The organism is Pseudomonas extremaustralis (genome assembly GCF_900102035.1).
Taxonomy (GTDB): Bacteria; Pseudomonadota; Gammaproteobacteria; order Pseudomonadales; family Pseudomonadaceae; genus Aquipseudomonas; species Aquipseudomonas extremaustralis.
The window spans coordinates 5,993,730-6,010,104 of record NZ_LT629689.1; the positions used below are offsets into that span (position 1 = coordinate 5,993,730).

The window sequence follows — 16,375 nt, forward strand, 5'->3', positions numbered from 1 at the left end:
ATCGCCATTCAGGAGAAGGCATTCATGCCGATAAAACCCAGACCCTTCACATTTGTGTGTGAAGACTGCAACTGGAAGAAAACCATTGCACCACGCAGCGATGCATTGATGCCCGGCGACTGGTTCGCCATCTGCCCAAAGTGCGGCGGCACCGCCTTGAAAATGCGCGCTGCAGGCTGGCTTGAGGCCACTGCAGCAGAGTTCATGGCACGTCGGGGACTTTGAGCCGCGTGGCAGCAGACAAGAACAACATGGCTACGGTGGATCATGGCAATGTGGCATTATTTGTCGGTATCTTAATACACCTCAGCCGCACAGCGCGCTGTCGTTGGAAGATGGCGCACCAAGGAGTTTCAGGTTTATGGATCAAGCAGAACTTTACATCGACGCGCTTGAGGTCGAGTGCAAACGTCTCCAGCAGCAACACATCGAGGGCGCGTCACTCAAGCCGCGCATCGCTGCCTGGGGGGTGGTCAAGGCTGGCAAAAGCTCTTTGCTCAATATGCTGAGCGGCCATATACAACAGGAGTATTTTGCCACCGGTGCAGTGCGCACCACCCGTATCAACCAGCAGCTTGAGCTTGAGCACTATGTGCTGGTCGATACACCGGGCCTGGGTATCGACCAGAGCGACAGCCGACAGGCCATGGAAGGGCTCGAAATCGCCGATATCGTGCTGTTCGTTCACGCACCTCCTGGGGAGCTGGACGAGGAACAAGTCAACCTGCTGCTCAAACTGCGAGACGTCCACGGCGATGCCCTCGAACAGCGGCTGGTGTTCGTGTTCAGTCTACTGGACCTGGATCAGGACGGTGCGATGGCGCAGGTGCGTGAGCGCATTGAAGGCCAGGTGCTGCGTTGCCTGGGGTTCCAGCCGACGTGCTTTGAAGTCTCCAGCCGCCGTTATCAGCGCGGTGTCGAGTTGAGCCGCGAAGGGATGCAGGCCAAGAGCGGCATTCCTGGCCTGGCCCTGCACCTTGACCAAATGTCGAGCGAGATGGCCCCGTCACTCGCGGCGGCTCGCCAGCAGCGCCTGGTGGAGCGCCGTGAGGAATTGAGCGCAGCGCTCGACCAGGCCATCGAGCAAGAGCAAGTACAGATCCAGAAACTCTGCGCGCCCTACGCCCGCACAGCCACCGCCTTTATCGAACTGATGAGCAGCGTTCAAAGCAGTTTTTCGGCCAAGACCGCCGAGATCCGCACTGCCCGCGAAAAGTTGAACAGCCTTTAAGTCAAGGAGACTTGCAATGCCTCTACCCTGGTTGATTGGTGCCGCTGCGGTGGCCGCCGTGACAGCGATCGTTAAGGCGGTATCTGATGACAGCCCGTCTTCGAGCTCATCCAGCTCTTCAAGCTCTGGTGATGCCGAGCGCCGCAAGCAGGAACGTGCCGCCAAGCATGAACGAGAGCAGCAAGGCTTGAAGGATCGGATCTCGAACCTGGAAAAAGATCGCCGCGAGCAGTTGAAAGCGCAGCTCAATAGCGCCGCCCAAACCCTGGGTCAGCCTGTGAAGACAATGGCTCCGGCAAAGACGGCAACTCAGCTGGAGCAGGCCGTCGCCAGTACGCAATCTTCGGGCTCTGCTTATGGCGATGCGATGAAGAACATTCTGCGCGCCGACTCGGCGTTCTCGGCTGTGAAATCCAAGCGCTTTTTGGTGCAGCTCAATGTGCTTGAAGCCCTGACCGCGCCGCTGACCACTCAGTCGTTGGAGCAGCAGGCCCAGGCGCAACTCCGGCAGTCAGCAGCGCGAATCAAGCGTCTGCAGCAATTGAAAAACACCGTGGAGAAAATGGTATGAGTGCCGTAACTCGCGACGAATTGATGGGGGCATTCGAGCGACTGCAGGCCCAGTTTGAGCAGCAGAAAAGTGACATCCAAGACAAGGATCGTGCGTTCAATTTGCTGCGCCAGGAGTTTATCTCCAGCAACCTCGAACACACTGAGGCGTTACTTGGCTCCGTCAGCACGGACAACCCGCTGCACGACCTGGCGCACGGTCTTTCAGAGCGTTTGGCGGACCAGTTCGCCGTGTGGCAAAAACAAGTCATGGCCCGTGCTAAGGGGGCGCGGTTTCGCGAGAACGTCAACGACTCGCTGCTGGTATTCGTCTACGGCAAGGTCAAGTCCGGCAAGAGCTCGCTGGGTAATTTCGTCGCCTGGGGCCATAGCGAGCCTACGGCTCAGTTGAAGGCGCAGGCGAAGGTTCAACCGGTGTACTTCTCCGCCGAGCAGACGGCGGTGGAGGGCGGCGACAAGCACAAAGAAGCCGAACACAACTTGCAGTTTCGCGTAGGCGCCACCGAAGCGACCAGCTCGATCCAGGGTTTTCGCTTGCCTGGCCTGACCTGGGTCGATTCGCCGGGATTGCATTCGGTGAACCGGGCCAATGGTGACCTGGCCCGCGAGTATGTCGAACACGCCGATTTGATCCTTTACACCATGAGTTCCCAGGCACCCGGCCGGGCCTCCGACATGGGCGAGATCGGCGAGCTGCTCGCCGACGAGAAGTCGTTGTTGGTGTTGCTGACTGGCAGCGATACCACTGATGAAGATGAGGATGACGACGGCAATCCGGTGTGCGAGATCATCATGAAGCCGGCCAGGGATCGGCAGGCACAAGTCGGTTATGTAAACGACGAGTTGCTGAGGCTGGACGACAATGCGCTGAAATACACACGCGTCGTACCCCTGTCGACACGCTTTGCTGAAACCCACCCGGACGACTTGGCGTCCAGCGGTGTGGACGATTTATTCCAGACCCTCAAGGCCATCTGTGACAGCGATGCACTGAAGCTGAAGCTGGCCACGCCGATGAAAAACCTGCGCAACGCCATCAAGGACACGGCGGCGGATCTGGTCCTGGTGGCAGACCTGGTCAACGGCTTCGAACAACAGATCCGCGAGCAGGGCAAGACGATCGAGCAGGAGGTGCGCAACCTGGGCCTGGCCGGCGCCGCGCAGATGTCCCGCTATGTCAACCAGCTGTTCGATGCCGGTTACGGCGCCAAGCTTGAAGGCAAGCTGCGTGACCAATTGGCACGTGTTCTGGGCGAGCGGGCGGATGACGCACTCAAGCATATCGGTAAGACGCAACAAGCGGGTTTGCGCCGGGCATTCGACGCGAGTCGCCTGAGCGCCTTGCCTGAATACCGCGAAGTCACGCAGGCCAAGGAATATCAGGTCGGCACTGAGTCAGGGACCAAGACGGCCTGGGCCACGGGCGGGAGCCTGCTGGGTGGCGCGTTGGGGTTTTTCGTGGGCGGAATACCAGGCGCGCTGATCGGTGCATCCATCGGCAGTGCTTCCAGCCTTGCTGGGCGCAGTGCCAAGGCACGTTTTGAAACGCATCAGGTGGTGGTAGGCGACAACCTGGAAGAACAGCGCCAGGCCGCCCTCGACGCATACGCCAACGCCGTGCCGGCCTTGCTGGCCGAACATGTCATGGGCCTGTACGAACCCGTGCGCGCCGGCATGCAACGCTATTGCGAGGAACTCGTCACCGAGATTGCCCGCTTGAATGACCGACTCGATTACCTCGTTGAGACTCAACAACCATGACTGAGCAGCCCCCGATGTCCCACGTCCTGTCGCTCTACAATGACGTGGACGAACTGTGCGCCGTGTACAACCCCCAGGCAGTGCCGGCCATCCGCAAGATGGTCGCGGCCAGAAAGGCCAGCGCCGCGGCGACCATCATGGTTTACGGTGTTTACAACGCCGGTAAAAGCACATTGATCAATGCGTTGCTGGGCGCTGAACTAGCGCAGGTTGCCGATACGCCGGAGACCTACAGCATCCAGGGCTACCGCTGGGGCGATTTTGAGATCCTCGATACGCCGGGTATCGATGCGCCGCAGGCCCACCAGCAGGTAACACGCGAGCAGCTGTATGGCGCCGACGTGGTGATCTTTGTGGTCAACCCGCTGGGCGTGGTCGAAGAAGAAGCCACACTGTCGGCGCTGCTGGAATTGGTCGAACGCAACAAACAGATCTTCCTGGTGTTGAACCGCAAGAACCCGCTGGAGCCGCTGGAAGCCGAGCGGATCAAGGACCAACTGCGCGAGCGCCTCCAGCAAATGGCTCAGGCGCGGGGGCTTGCGTCCGTGTTGCAGGCCATTCCGATCCTGGAGGTCAACGCCCGCTCGGCGCTCAAGGCCAAACTTGAGCGCAAGGCTAACCTGCTGCAGAACTCGGGCTTTCCCAAGTTCGAGAGTGAGCTCAACCACTTCTTCGCCTCGATAGAGCAGCGTCAGATCCTTGCCGGTGTGGCCACCGAACTGAGCGGTTTTCTGGGTGAAACGCTGGCGCTGCTGGACCAGCAGCGCGACCAGGCCTCCAGCGCTCGCATCGATGCTTTCTACGCGCAAATCGCGCGGCGTGAGATAGACCTGCGCTCGCTGCTCAAAGCCTTGGTACAAGGCAAGTCGTCAGCCGTGGCCAAGGGCGCGATGATGGCGATGCACCAGGACGCCGAGGGCGCCCAAGCCAAAATCGACGAGCTTATCCGGCGTGCCAACGAACAGGTGTGTGGCGAGCTGGACGATGAGCTCAAGCGTCTGGCGCTGGATGCCGCGCAACTGCTCGAAGATATGATTGGCCAGATCCGTATGCAGCACGCCGACATGCCGTCGACAGGTGCATTGAACATCCCCGGTGTTTCAGTGGATCAACCCTGCGCAGAGACAGGCTCGGCCATTGATATGAGTTTGTTGGAGGCAAGTGTGCGCCAGGCAGGCGGCGCCCTGAAGGCCGAGCACGTGGTTACGGCGATGAAGTTGGGCAAGGAGTGGTTGCCCACCCTATTCAAGGGCATTGGCCCGGTAACCATGGGCAAAGTCGCGGAGCAGGTGGTCGGCAAGGTGCTACCTGTCATCGGTGTCGTCTACCAGGTCGGCAAATTGATTTATGACGCTGTTGCCGGCGACCCGGAGCAGCAACGCCTCGAAGAGCAGGCTCGCCAGGAGCAGCAGGCGCGCGAGCGGCGCGACCAGGCGATCACGAGCCTGGGCGACGACATCGCCTGGGAGTTTTCGCGGGCACTGACCGAGGTGGTGGACACTAACATCAAAAGCAACTTTGCGCTGGTCAACGACAAGCTCAAGGCCTTGCGCGGCAGCCTCAACCAGACGGAGCGCAAGCTCAGCGAAGATCGCGAACTGCTGGTGCAGTGCCAGGTCACCCTGGACACCTATGTCTGAACACCGCCAGGCATTCCCCTGCAACCGCTGCATGCAATGCTGTAAGCGTGTCCATCTGCTGCCGCAAACAGCTGGGATGGACCGGGGGGACGGGGTATGCAGGCATCTGGATGAAACCGATGGTCGCTGCCGTATCTACGCCAACCGGCCGGATATCTGCCGCGTGGATCGGCAATACGAACTGAATTATCAACGGACGATGACGTGGGATGCGTTCGTCGAAATAAACGCAGCGGCCTGCAAGCAGTTGCAAACGATGTGATGTGTTAATCATTTCAATATTTAAGGAGGCTGTAATGGTGGAAGTAGCTGATCGGCAACAGGACGCGATTGATGATGTAATTCGTGACGCCGTGCGGGGTTCCGGCAAGGTCAATATCGTTGTCGCAGGCAAGACGGGCGTGGGCAAAAGCACCCTGATCAACACGGTGTTCCGTGGGCAGTTAGCCAAGACCGGCTCTGGCACCCCGGTGACGCAGCAGATCGAAGAGATCACTAAGGAAGGTCATCCCATCACGATCATCGACAGCAAAGGTCTGGAGTTGAAAGACTACGCGACCATTCTTAAGGATCTGGAGAACTTCTTTGAAGAGCGTGCGAAGCATCACGATGAAAACAAGCACATCCATGCGGCATGGATTTGCATTCAGGAAGGCGGTGATCGCATTGAACAGGCGGAAATCGACCTCTGCCGTGTACTGAACGATCAACACATTCCAGTGGTGGCGGTTGTCACTAAAAGCATGTTCGCCAAGGACGTTGACTTTCACCTTGAGGTCAAAAAGCTGTTGCCCGGTGCTTCAGCTGTAGTACGGGTGCGCGCAGAAGCGCAGGAGATCGAGGACGACGAAGGCAACGTCCTCAAGTTCGGGGTCAAAGGCATTGACGAGCTGATCTATGAGTCAGCTAGGATGATCCCCGAAGCAAAAAAGCGTGCATTCGCGAATGCATTGAGCTCGCGGCATCAATCTTCCATGAAAATAAAAATCGAGCAGGCTGAAAAGGAAGTGCTGATCGCCAGCGGCCTGGCTGCGGCGGCCGGCGCCGCACCGATTCCATTTTCAGACTCGTTCGTGTTGGTGCCGATTCAGGCCGGGATGCTGGCCAAGATTGGCGTTACGTTTGGTATGGAAGTCAGCACCAGTGCACTGACCACCCTGGTGGCATCGGCGCTGGGTTCGAGTGCGGCGAGCTTGTTAGGGCGGGCGGTGGTGACTGGTTTGCTTAAGATGATTCCAGGTGTGGGAAGTGCGGTAGGCGGCACTATTGCCGCAACAACGGCAGCCACACTGACGAAAGGTTTGGGCGCGGCCTACATCTCGGTGTTGACGGATTTCTGCAATAACAATCCGGGCAAGGAACTTAATATCAGTTTGATCGGTGATGAGTTGAAGAGAAAACTCTCATTCGAGTAGTGTGCGACCTCTATGTTGACCTGTCAGGGATCTGACAGGTCAACAATAGGCTCCGGAGTTTCAAAACTAATACATTCTCTAAGATAATGCTTTCGGAAGAACATGGTGTTTTCTGAAATGGCGGATGGCTCAGGTTCAATGGCGTTATCTCTGACCGAGAAGCATTGGATTTTCTCCGCCACTGAGCCGTGGATCAGCGTATTGACACGACTTTTCTGTCTCTGCTTTCTTTGATAGCTGCCACCGACAGGCTACCAGTGGCCGCCTCTTGGATGTGCTCACTCCACCAGGCCATCATCGGGCGACGTCGCTCGATGTAGTCGGCGCGGTTGTACGCGCTGCGTACCTCATCTTTATCGACGTGGGCTAGCGCAACCTCGATTAACTCGGGATCCCAACCGTGTTCATTGAGGATGGTGCTCGCCATTGACCGCATGCCGTGACTTACCAGGCGCCCCTCGAAACCCATACGTTTCAGTGCCATGTTGGCGGTCTGGCTGTTGCAGTGGGTGCGAGGATCTCGGTCTGCAGGGAAAACGTACTCCCGATGTCCACTGTAGGGCTTGATCGCTTCCAAGAGTGCCAAAGCTTGATTAGTGAGCGGAATGATGTGTATCCGACGTTTCTTCATGCGCTCCGCGGGTATCGTCCAGATCTTCTTTTCAAAGTCGATATCAGCCCAGCGGGAAGTGGCAGCCTCGGCTGGCCGAGTCATGGTGTGAAGTTGCCACTCAATTAGGCAGCGCGTAGTTCTTTTTATGCTGGCGTTGGCAATTGCCACCATGAGCTCTTTCAGCTCGTCGGGAGGAAGGGCCGCCATGTTTTTCTTTTTTGGCTTTTTGAAGACGGAGCGGATCCCACTGAGCGGGTTCGCGTGAATCAACCCTGAGTTGACGCCGTAGGTCATGATTTCATTAAGGCGTTGTGTCAGACGTTTAACGGTTTCGAGGCTGCCCTTCGTCTCTAGCGGGCGAAGCAAATTTATGACTTTAGGGGCAGTGATAGCAGATATTGGGGTGGTGGCCAGATCAGGGAAAACATGCAGCGTAAGAGAGCGCCAAATATCCTCGGCGTACGTTGGGGTGACTGAATCCTTTTTGAGTTCGAACCACGCTGTCGAGATATTTTCGAAAGTGTGTTCCGTGGCTGCTTTTTTCGCGTGCCGCTCGGCGTCGCGTTTCTCTTTAGGGTCCAGCCCCTGGGCGACGAGCTCTCTCGCTTCCACCGTTCTCTTGCGTGCTTGAGCCAGGCTTACCTCAGGAAAGGTGCCCAATCCCATATTTATCCGCTTTTTGGTCACGGGTTGGATGTAGTTGAAATTCCATAGCTTTGAGCCATTGATTCTCACTCGCATCTGAAGGCCATTGCCGTCGGTGAGTATGTAGTCCTTTTCCTTTGGCTTCGCGGCTTTGACTTTTATGTCCGAAAGGCGCGTGGCTTGGGCCCCCATGGTGTATTCCAGTGCTGTTTATGTATTCCAAAAAATAGCAGGTGAGGGCTTGGAATACCACTTGGAATACACGAAATCGTAGATGGTCACGGATGCTAGTGGACGCTCGTGGACTCTAAACCCCTGTATTTGCTGGATTTCAGGCACAAAAAAAGACGTCCGTGGACGTCTTTAGATGATGAAGTGGTGGAGCCGGGGGGATTTGAACCCCCGTCCGCCAGTACTCCGCTGTCGGTACTACATGCGTAGCCGTGTCTATTAAGTTAACCCTCAGCGACCCGACGGGCAGGGTGCTTTGGGCGAGTTGTGTAAGTTTTAGCCGATTCGTCCACAACATACTGCACGGCGATTCTGTTCTATATGACAATCACTTTGGGTTTACAGACATCCCCTGATGATTGCTGGACCCGAAGGTACCAGGAGGGAAGGGCTAAGGCTGCTTACGCAGCGAGAGCGTATTCCCCGTAGGTTTCGTCATTGGCAACTATAGAAAGTTGCAACAGTGGATTTACGAGTTCTGTTACCAACTCGGCATGCACCTAAAGTTTCGCGACCGGCGTCGAATCCTAAACGGCCCCGTGCTTGTAACTCGTTGTTTCATAGTGAGTGACAAGCCTGTGCAGTGTACGCCAAACGCTCACGGAAGGCCAACCCGAAGGTTGGCGTTGCATGACGGCAGGTTACTGGTTGCCGCCTTTGTCACTGTTCTGCAGGTCTTGCAGGGCCTTGGAGGTGATTTCGATGCATCGCTTGTCATCACCGGCAGCGTGAGCGGCTTTCGCTTGGGAGACGGCTGTATCGATCTCGCCTCGTTTGCCGCTGGTATCGGTCGCGAGGAGGGCTTGGCCGTTGTTGATTTTGTCCAGGTTGATTTTGCACAGATCGGTCTCGCCCGCCGCGAAAGTAGGGGAGGCCAGCATCGCAGCGGTAATGAACAAACCAGCAAGAGCGGAACGCTTCATAGGGTATCTCCTTGTACAACAGGGCTCGACGCTTCTGGCGTTGAACGGCCGCCAGCGACATCACGGTGGAGCCTCGTTTGTCGAGGCTTATGCAGATGACTACGCTGGCGTGCAGGGGTTCTGTTTATTTTTCTGGGTTCAATGCGCTCTGGCCTGGGTGACGCGGTCCACGAGGTACACCAGTCCATGGTAATCGATGCCGCCATGCTGGCTCAGGCCGATCTCGCAGGTGCGGCTGGTGGAAATGCCTTCGCTGCAATATTGCACCGCATCCTTGAGAGAACGCAGTGAGTGGGCGTTGAGTTCCGGGGTGGTGAAGCCTTTGTCGCCGGCAAAACCACAGCAGTGGATACCTTCCGGGATCACCACGGTGTTCGAGCAGCGTCGGGCAAGGTCGATCAGTGCCTGGCTTTCCCCCAGGTGTTGGGTGCTGCAGGTCACGTGCACGGCGATGGGCGCGTCCTGCGGAGTGAAGTCGAGACGGTCCATCAGGTGTGTGCGGATAAAACGCACAGGGTCGTAAAGGTCCAGGCGCGTGTCGCCGAGGTCTTGTACCAGGCGCAGGGTGCAGGGGCTGGTGTCGCAGTAGATGGGGTCGAGTCCGCCGCGACTGGCATGGAGCAGCGCGCTGATCAGTTCCTGGCGTTTATGCTCGGCTTGTTCGGTATAGCCCTTGGACGCGAAAGGCTGGCCACAGCACAGGCTATCCTGGTTGTCGGGGAATACGACTTGGTAACCGGCTTTTTCGAGCAGGCCGCGGGTTTTGTCGTACAGCGACATCTGCTCTTTATCACCGGCCGCCGGGCCCATGGCGCGTGAGACGCAGGCCGCCAGGTAGACGACGCGGGGCCGTTCATCGATCACGGGCGGGCTGAAGCGGATGGCTTTTTCCGGCTGCGGCATGGCATCGGTCCACTGCGGGATCTGCCCTTTGGACAGTCTGGTCACGGTGGCCGAGAGTTTTGTCAGGCGAGGGGCGCCCAGCAGCATGCGTGCGCCATTGGCGACATGCAGGGTAAAACGCGCGCCTTGCATTGCGGTGGCGAAATGAGTGGCAAGCCATTCGGCGGTTTTCGTACGGTCGGCATCCAGGCTGCGAAGCTTTTTCACTAGGTCGCCGGTATTGATTCCCACGGGGCAGCGTTGAGCGCAGAGGCCAGTGGCCGCGCATGTGTCGATGCCCTGGTACTGGTAGGCAGCCTCCAGCTCGGTGGTGTCTATGCCGGCGCGCTTCTTCGCCTGGATGTCGCGCCAGATCACGATGCGTTGGCGTGGGCTCAGGGTCAATCCTTTGGAGGGACATACCGGCTCGCAGAATCCGCACTCGATGCACTTATCCACAAGCTCGTCGGCGGCGGGCAGGGGTTTGAGGTGTTTGAGGTGGATTTGCGGGTCTTCGCTGAGCACCACATCGGGATTGAGGATGCCGTTGGGGTCCAGCAGGCGCTTGAGTTGCCACATCAGCTGATAGGCATCACTGCCCCATTCCAGCTCGACGAAAGGCGCCATGTTGCGGCCAGTGCCGTGCTCGGCCTTCAGCGAACCGCCGAACTCGACCGCCACCAGTTGCGCAACGTCGTCCATGAACGCTTGGTAGCGTGCGACTTCTTCCGCACTGTTGAAGCCTTGAGTGAACACGAAGTGCAGATTGCCTTCTAAGGCATGTCCGAAAAGGATCGCTTCGTCGTAGTGGTGTTTGTCGAACAGTTCAATCAAACGGTTCACGCCGATCGCCAGTTGCTCGACCGGGAACGTCACGTCTTCGATGATCACCGTGGTGCCGGTTTTGCGCACGGCGCCGACGGCAGGGAAGGTGTCCTTGCGGATTGCCCACAGGCGCGCGTTTTCCAACGGGTCTTCGGTGAAGTCGACTTGTTTCTCCACTGGGAAGCGAGCCAGGGAAGCCATGATCAGGGCCAATTGCTCATGCAGCAGTGATGACGAGGCCGCGCGGGATTCAATCAGCAGTGCACAGGCATTTTCCGACAAGTGCTGTACGAAAGAAGGCATGCCGGGTTTGTCCTGTACCGAACGCATACTGCGCCGATCCAGCAGCTCAACGGCCGAGACCGGTTGGGTTTTGAGCACTGTCACTGCATTGCAGCAGGTTTCGACATCGGGGAACACAATCAAGGCCGACGCCTTGTTTGGGTGGTCAATCACGGTGTCGTAGGTCACCGCGCTGATAAAGCCCAGGGTGCCTTCTGAGCCCACCAATAAGTGGCTCAGGATATCCAGCGGCTCATCGAAATCCACCAGGGCGTTAAGTGACAGGCCGGTGGTATTTTTCAGACGGTATTTGTGACGGATTTTCGCAGCCAATTCGGCGTTTGCCCGCGTCTCTCTGCCGAGGGTCGCCAGGCGTTCAAGCAGCGCACCATGTTTCTCGCGGAATGCTGCGACGCTGGCCGCATCTTCGGTGTCGAGGCGGCTGCCGTCGGCCAGCACCAGGCGAATGCCTGCGAGGGTGTGGTAGGTGTTCTGCGCCGTGCCGCAGCACATGCCGCTGGCATTGTTGGCGACGATGCCGCCGATCTTGCAGGCATTGATCGATGCGGGGTCCGGCCCGATCTTGCGTCCGAACGGTGCCAGCCAGGCGTTGGCCTGAGCGCCGATCACTCCCGGTTGCAGGCGAATCTGTGTGCCTTGCCCGCGAATCTCGCGGCCGTTCCAGTTGTCCCCCAATACGATCAGCACCGAATCACTGATGGCTTGCCCGGACAGGCTGGTGCCGGCTGCGCGGAACGTCACCGGTACGTGGTCCCGCTGGGCTAGTTGCAGCAGTGCGACCACTTCGTCTTCCGACTCCACGCGGATCACTAACTGTGGGATCAGTCGGTAAAAACTGGCGTCTGTGCCGAATGCGAGTGTGGAAAGGGGATCGTCAAAGCGTCGATCTTTCGGGATCAGCTGTATGACGTCAGCAAGGAAAGCGGCAGGCAGACTCATGGGTCCTCCAGGATCGGCACCACAAGGTCCTTCGGACCATGGGTGCCGTAAGCCAGTACTGTTCGTGGAGAGCGGGCGCCGAAATCTCTGCTCGGCGCCCCTTGTTACTCGGTGGCCTTAGTGCACCAGCATACCGGTGAACCAGTAAGCCTGGGCCAGCGTGATCAGCCCGACGATTGTGGCGAAGAACAGGCTGTGCTTGAGGGTGAAGCGGAACAGGTCGGATTCCTTGCCTACCAGGCCGGTGGCGGCGCAGGCCACGGCGATCGATTGCGGCGAAATCATCTTGCCGGTGACGCCGCCGCTGGTGTTCGCCGCGACCAACAGGGTGTCGTTGACGCCGATCTGGTGTGCGGTGGTGGCTTGCAGCGAGCTGAACAGGGCGTTGGATGAGGTGTCGGAGCCCGTCAGGAAAACTCCCAGCCAGCCGAGGAAAGGCGAGAAGAACGGGAAGGCTGCGCCGGTGCCGGCCAATACCAGTGCCATGGTCGAGGACATGCCGGAGTAGTTAGTGACAAAGGCGAATGCCAACACCATACCGATGGACAGGATCGGCCAGCGCAACTCGTAGAGAGTCTCTTTTAAAGTGGTCAGACCAGTTTTGATGTCGATCTTGAGGATCAGCATCGAAATCAGTGCGGAGAAGAAAATCGCCGTGCCGGTCGCTGAGATCGGATCAAGCTTGAACACGGCGGGAATAGCAGTGGGGTTGGTCACGATCGGTGCGACCTTGATCACCAGTTGATCCAGATGCGGGATCGCAAAGTTGAACACCCAGCCATACATCGAGCCGCCCGCGGCGAACATCGCCTTGAAGGGCTTGAGGGTCCAGATGGTCACCAGCACGGTGAGGATCAGGAACGGTGACCAGGCCTTGAAAATCTGCCCCAGGCTGTAGGGCGAGGCGACAGTGCTGCGTGGCAAGCCAAAGCCGCCGGCGCTGGCGGTGACCGTTGTGCTGGAAGTGGCACCGGCGATCTGCGCGCCAGCGGTGCGCTTGGGTTGCCAGACTTTCAGGAACAGCGTCAAGGAAACCAGGGCGGCCAGGGCCGAAGTGATGTCCGGCAATTCCGGGCCGATGAAGTTAGAGGTGAAGTATTGGGTGACGGCAAAACTCAAGCCCGCAACCAGCGCTGCTGGCCAGGTTTCGCGCACGCCGCGCAGACCGTCCATCATGAATACCAGCCAAAACGGTACGAACAACGACAGCAGGGGCAGCTGGCGACCGGTCATGGCGCCGATCTTGAACGCATCAATACCGGTAACCTGGCCCGCCACGATGATCGGAATCCCCAGCGCGCCGAAGGCTACGGGGGCGGTGTTGGCAATCAAGCACAGGCCGGCGGCATAGAGCGGGTTGAAGCCCAGGCCTACCAACAGTGCGGCGGTGATTGCAACGGGGGCGCCGAAACCGGCAGCACCTTCCAGGAACGCGCCAAAGCAGAAGCCGATCAACAGCACTTGCAGGCGTTGGTCGTCGGTGATGGACAGGACCGAGCTGCGGATGATCTCGAACTGACCGCTCTTGACTGTCAGTTTGTAGAGGAACACCGCCGCGACGATGATCCACGCGATAGGCCATAGGCCATAGGCAAAGCCGTAGCCGGCAGCGGCCAGCGCCATGTCTACCGGCATCTGGAAGGCGAAGATCGCCACCAGAATCGACAGCGCCAGGGTGATGCTCCCGGCCACATGACCTTTAAGGCGAAACACCGCCAGGGCCAGGAAGAAGAATACGATCGGAATAACGGCGGCCAGTGCGGACAGGCCGAGGCTGCCGAGCGGGCTATAGAGCTGTTGCCAGGTTTGCATATGGGGTGGCCCCTAATTGTTGTTGGTCAGGCACTGCGAGTCGATTTGGATAATTGGTAATACCAATTTACAATCGATGTGGGCTAGGTTAAAAGCGTTCGGGGTGGTGTGTCAATTTGCCGCTCGCGAAACTTTGGTCTAGGCAGGTGATAGGTCAGTGCTGATCGGGTGAATCGAAGGCGTTCTGATAGGTGCTGCAAGCGCGTCGATACGCCAGAATAGAAGGCCCGGCGAGTTGTCGGGATCGTGGAGAGTGAGTTATGGGGTTTGATCAGGTGCGTCAGCGCCGTTTGTCTGACGATATTGTCGAGCAACTTGAGGGCATGATCCTTGAGGGCACGCTGAAGTCGGGCGAGCGTTTGCCGGCTGAGCGGGCTTTGGCGGAGCGCTTTGGGGTGTCGCGTCCTTCGTTACGCGAAGCGATCCAGAAATTGGCGGCCAAAGGGTTGCTCGTCAGTCGCCAGGGCGGCGGTAACTATGTGGTGGAGTCCCTGGGGTCGACTTTCAGTGATCCGCTGTTGCACTTGTTGGAAAACAACCCGGAAGCACAACGCGATCTCCTGGAGTTTCGTCAAACCCTTGAAGCATCTTGTGCCTACTACGCGGCGTTGCGCGCGACTGAGGTTGATCGTGAGCGGCTGACGGCGGCATTCGAAGCGCTCCAGGATTGCTACACCCGCGATGATGAGGTGAGTCGGGTAGAGGAAGGGGCTGCGGACGCGCGGTTTCACCTGGCAATTGCCGAGGCCAGCCACAACGCGGTGTTGCTGCACACCATTCGCGGCCTGTTCGATCTGCTCAAGCGTAACGTGGTGACCAACATCGGCGGCATGTACCAGCAGCGCACGGAAACCCGCGACATGCTGATCAGTCAGCACCGGGATTTGTACTTGGCGATTATCGAAGGGCGCGCGGAGCAGGCGCGAGACGTTTCAACACGTCACCTGCTGTATGTGCAGGAAGTGTTGGAAGAAGTGCGTCAGGAGGTTCAGCGCGTTGCGCGTGCGCAGCGGCGCCAAGGGATGTAGCCGAGGGCGATCCCCTGGCTACACCGCTACAAGGGCTACTCTTCCTTGCCTTTGTTGCGCACAGCGCGATGCAGTTCCCGATCGGAATCGCGTTCGCGCTCGGTATCACGCTTGTCGTATTCCTTCTTGCCCTTGCCCAGTGCAATCTCGCACTTGACCAGGTGCTTGCTCCAATACCAGGACAGGCAGACGCAGGCATAGCCCTTCTGCTGTACGGCAGCGGCGAGCTTGTCGAGTTCGCGGGCATTGAGCAGCAATTTGCGCGTGCGCACCGGGTCGGCAATCACATGGGTGCTCGCGGTGGTTAGCGGAGTGATATGACTGCCGAGCAGCCAAGCCTCGCCGTCCTTGAGCAGCACATAGCTGTCGACCAGTTGCAGCTTGCTGGCACGCAGACTCTTTACTTCCCAGCCGGCCAGGACCAGACCAGCCTCGAACCGTTGTTCGATGAAGTAATCGTGTCGCGCTTTTTTATTTTGCGCGATGGTCCCTGTGGGGTGTTTCTTTTGTTTAGCCATAGGGGCGGCATTATAGGGAGTTGCGAGCGTGTCGGCTACGGTCAACCTGCGTGCTTGAGCGTGTTGGACGAATCCCGGACAATGCCGGCAGTTCTTTGCTTTTTTTCTTTCGCGAATTGGGCTGTTCTTTCGCGATGTTTGCCGCTCAGCTGTGGAAATAACGCACACATGACGACGCATATTCAACGTTCGGCGCTGTTGCCCTATCCGGCACAGGCTCTCTATGACCTGGTCAACGACGTGGCGCGTTACCCGGAATTTTTGCCTTGGTGTTCAACGGCCGAGGTGCTGGAAGGCAGTGATGAGTATATGGTCGCCAGTGTCGGTGTGGCGAAGGGGGGGCTTAGCCAGCACTTTGTCACGCGCAATGTGTTGGTGCCGGGGAAATCCATCGAAATGAATTTGCAGGAAGGGCCATTTACCCAATTGCATGGCGTTTGGATGTTCAAGGCCCTGACCGACAAGGCTTGCAAGATCAGCCTCGATCTTTCGTTCGATTACGCTGGGCCGATTGTGCGAGCGACGTTGGGGCCTTTATTCAACCAGGCGGCCAATACACTGGTGGATGCGTTTTGCCAGCGAGCCAAACAACTGCATGGTTGAGATTGAGGTGGTGCATGCCGCTCCGGACCGGCAGGTTTTACTGACAGTGGCGGTGCCTGTGGGCACCAGTTTGCGGGCAGCGCTGCAAATGTCAGGGATGGCTGCGCAATTTCCTGAGCTGAATCTTGCTGATTGTCCCTTAGGGATATTCGGTAAGGTGATCACTGCCCCTGAAGTGAGGGCCGTGCAGCCGGGGGACCGTATTGAAATCTACCGGCCCCTGCTGGCAGACCCTAAAGAGGTGCGCAGGTTGCGTGCGGCCAAGGCGGCTCGGGCGCGGCAACAGGATTCATAAGCTTGCCGAATCGCAGGCAATAAATCTATGGTCACCCCCATTTTTGCAATACTGATTAACGGGTGGTGTGGTTGGCTTGCTTAAATCTATCCGGCGTCTGTTTGGGGCATGCCCCAGCGCCACGATGAGAGTCGCGCCTGA

The 16,375-nt window shown here is 58.2% G+C and carries 15 protein-coding genes and 1 other RNA gene; 9 read left to right on the forward strand and 7 right to left on the reverse strand.

Translation table 11 applies throughout. The features are described 5' to 3' along the window. Positions 1-8: 8 nt before the first annotated feature. Positions 9-206, reverse strand: coding sequence for a hypothetical protein (locus BLR63_RS32505; RefSeq protein ID WP_156791913.1), 198 nt, complete (start codon positions 204-206; stop codon positions 9-11). A gap of 155 nt (positions 207-361) precedes the next feature. Here BLR63_RS32505 and BLR63_RS27610 point away from each other — a divergent pair, with 155 nt between their 5' ends. From BLR63_RS27610 to BLR63_RS27635, 6 genes are read left to right on the forward strand one after another with little or no spacing between them, the layout of a single operon-like run. After that, positions 362-1,231 carry a GTPase gene (locus BLR63_RS27610; RefSeq protein WP_010562647.1) on the forward strand — a complete coding sequence of 290 codons (870 nt, stop codon included), beginning with the start codon at positions 362-364 and terminating at the stop codon, positions 1,229-1,231. Positions 1,232-1,247: 16 nt separating this feature from the next. Next, on the forward strand, positions 1,248-1,802 hold the full coding sequence (locus tag BLR63_RS27615; protein WP_010562648.1) for a hypothetical protein: 555 nt from the start codon (positions 1,248-1,250) through the stop codon (positions 1,800-1,802). Continuing rightward, entirely contained in the window at positions 1,799-3,562 is a 1,764-nt protein-coding gene (locus BLR63_RS27620) for a dynamin family protein (protein ID WP_010562649.1), read from the forward strand. The genes BLR63_RS27615 and BLR63_RS27620 overlap by 4 nt, the downstream gene beginning before the upstream one ends. Continuing rightward, a complete protein-coding gene (locus tag BLR63_RS27625) occupies positions 3,559-5,202 on the forward strand; it encodes a dynamin family protein (protein ID WP_130926018.1) in 1,644 nt (547 codons plus the stop codon). The genes BLR63_RS27620 and BLR63_RS27625 overlap by 4 nt, the downstream gene beginning before the upstream one ends. Then, positions 5,195-5,464, forward strand: a complete 270-nt coding sequence (locus BLR63_RS27630) for a YkgJ family cysteine cluster protein (protein ID WP_010562651.1) — start codon at positions 5,195-5,197, stop codon at positions 5,462-5,464. Before BLR63_RS27625 ends, BLR63_RS27630 begins: the two co-directional genes overlap by 8 nt. Before the next feature lie 34 nt (positions 5,465-5,498). After that, positions 5,499-6,617, forward strand: a complete 1,119-nt coding sequence (locus tag BLR63_RS27635) for a GTPase (protein WP_010562652.1) — start codon at positions 5,499-5,501, stop codon at positions 6,615-6,617. Between the two features lie 193 nt (positions 6,618-6,810). Here the strand turns inward: BLR63_RS27635 and BLR63_RS27640 are convergent, their stop codons facing one another. The 5 genes from BLR63_RS27640 to BLR63_RS27660 all read right to left on the reverse strand — a co-directional run bounded on the left by BLR63_RS27640 (position 6,811) and on the right by BLR63_RS27660 (position 13,790). Then, positions 6,811-8,067, reverse strand: coding sequence for an integrase domain-containing protein (locus BLR63_RS27640; protein ID WP_010562653.1), 1,257 nt, complete (start codon positions 8,065-8,067; stop codon positions 6,811-6,813). Between the two features lie 184 nt (positions 8,068-8,251). Further along, positions 8,252-8,645, reverse strand: a transfer-messenger RNA (tmRNA) gene (gene ssrA / locus BLR63_RS27645). A gap of 102 nt (positions 8,646-8,747) precedes the next feature. Continuing rightward, positions 8,748-9,029, reverse strand: coding sequence for a hypothetical protein (locus BLR63_RS27650; protein WP_010562654.1), 282 nt, complete (start codon positions 9,027-9,029; stop codon positions 8,748-8,750). A gap of 138 nt (positions 9,030-9,167) precedes the next feature. Then, complete coding sequence (locus BLR63_RS27655; protein WP_078833613.1) at positions 9,168-11,978, reverse strand: FAD-binding and (Fe-S)-binding domain-containing protein; 2,811 nt, start codon at positions 11,976-11,978, stop codon at positions 9,168-9,170. Positions 11,979-12,095: 117 nt separating this feature from the next. Further along, a complete protein-coding gene (locus tag BLR63_RS27660) occupies positions 12,096-13,790 on the reverse strand; it encodes a lactate permease LctP family transporter (protein WP_010562655.1) in 1,695 nt (564 codons plus the stop codon). Positions 13,791-14,050: 260 nt separating this feature from the next. On the opposite strand from BLR63_RS27660, the gene BLR63_RS27665 reads away from it, so the two are divergent. After that, a complete protein-coding gene (locus tag BLR63_RS27665) occupies positions 14,051-14,818 on the forward strand; it encodes an FCD domain-containing protein (protein WP_010562656.1) in 768 nt (255 codons plus the stop codon). Positions 14,819-14,853: 35 nt separating this feature from the next. Here the strand turns inward: BLR63_RS27665 and smpB are convergent, their stop codons facing one another. Beyond that, positions 14,854-15,336, reverse strand: coding sequence for an SsrA-binding protein SmpB (smpB, locus tag BLR63_RS27670; protein ID WP_010562657.1), 483 nt, complete (start codon positions 15,334-15,336; stop codon positions 14,854-14,856). 168 nt (positions 15,337-15,504) lie between these two features. Here smpB and BLR63_RS27675 point away from each other — a divergent pair, with 168 nt between their 5' ends. Further along, the gene (locus BLR63_RS27675) at positions 15,505-15,939 is read left to right on the forward strand and encodes a type II toxin-antitoxin system RatA family toxin (RefSeq protein WP_010562658.1); all 435 of its coding nucleotides are present in this window, start codon (positions 15,505-15,507) and stop codon (positions 15,937-15,939) included. Continuing rightward, positions 15,932-16,234, forward strand: a complete 303-nt coding sequence (locus BLR63_RS27680) for an RnfH family protein (protein WP_010562659.1) — start codon at positions 15,932-15,934, stop codon at positions 16,232-16,234. Before BLR63_RS27675 ends, BLR63_RS27680 begins: the two co-directional genes overlap by 8 nt. The last annotated feature ends 141 nt before the right edge of the window (positions 16,235-16,375 follow it).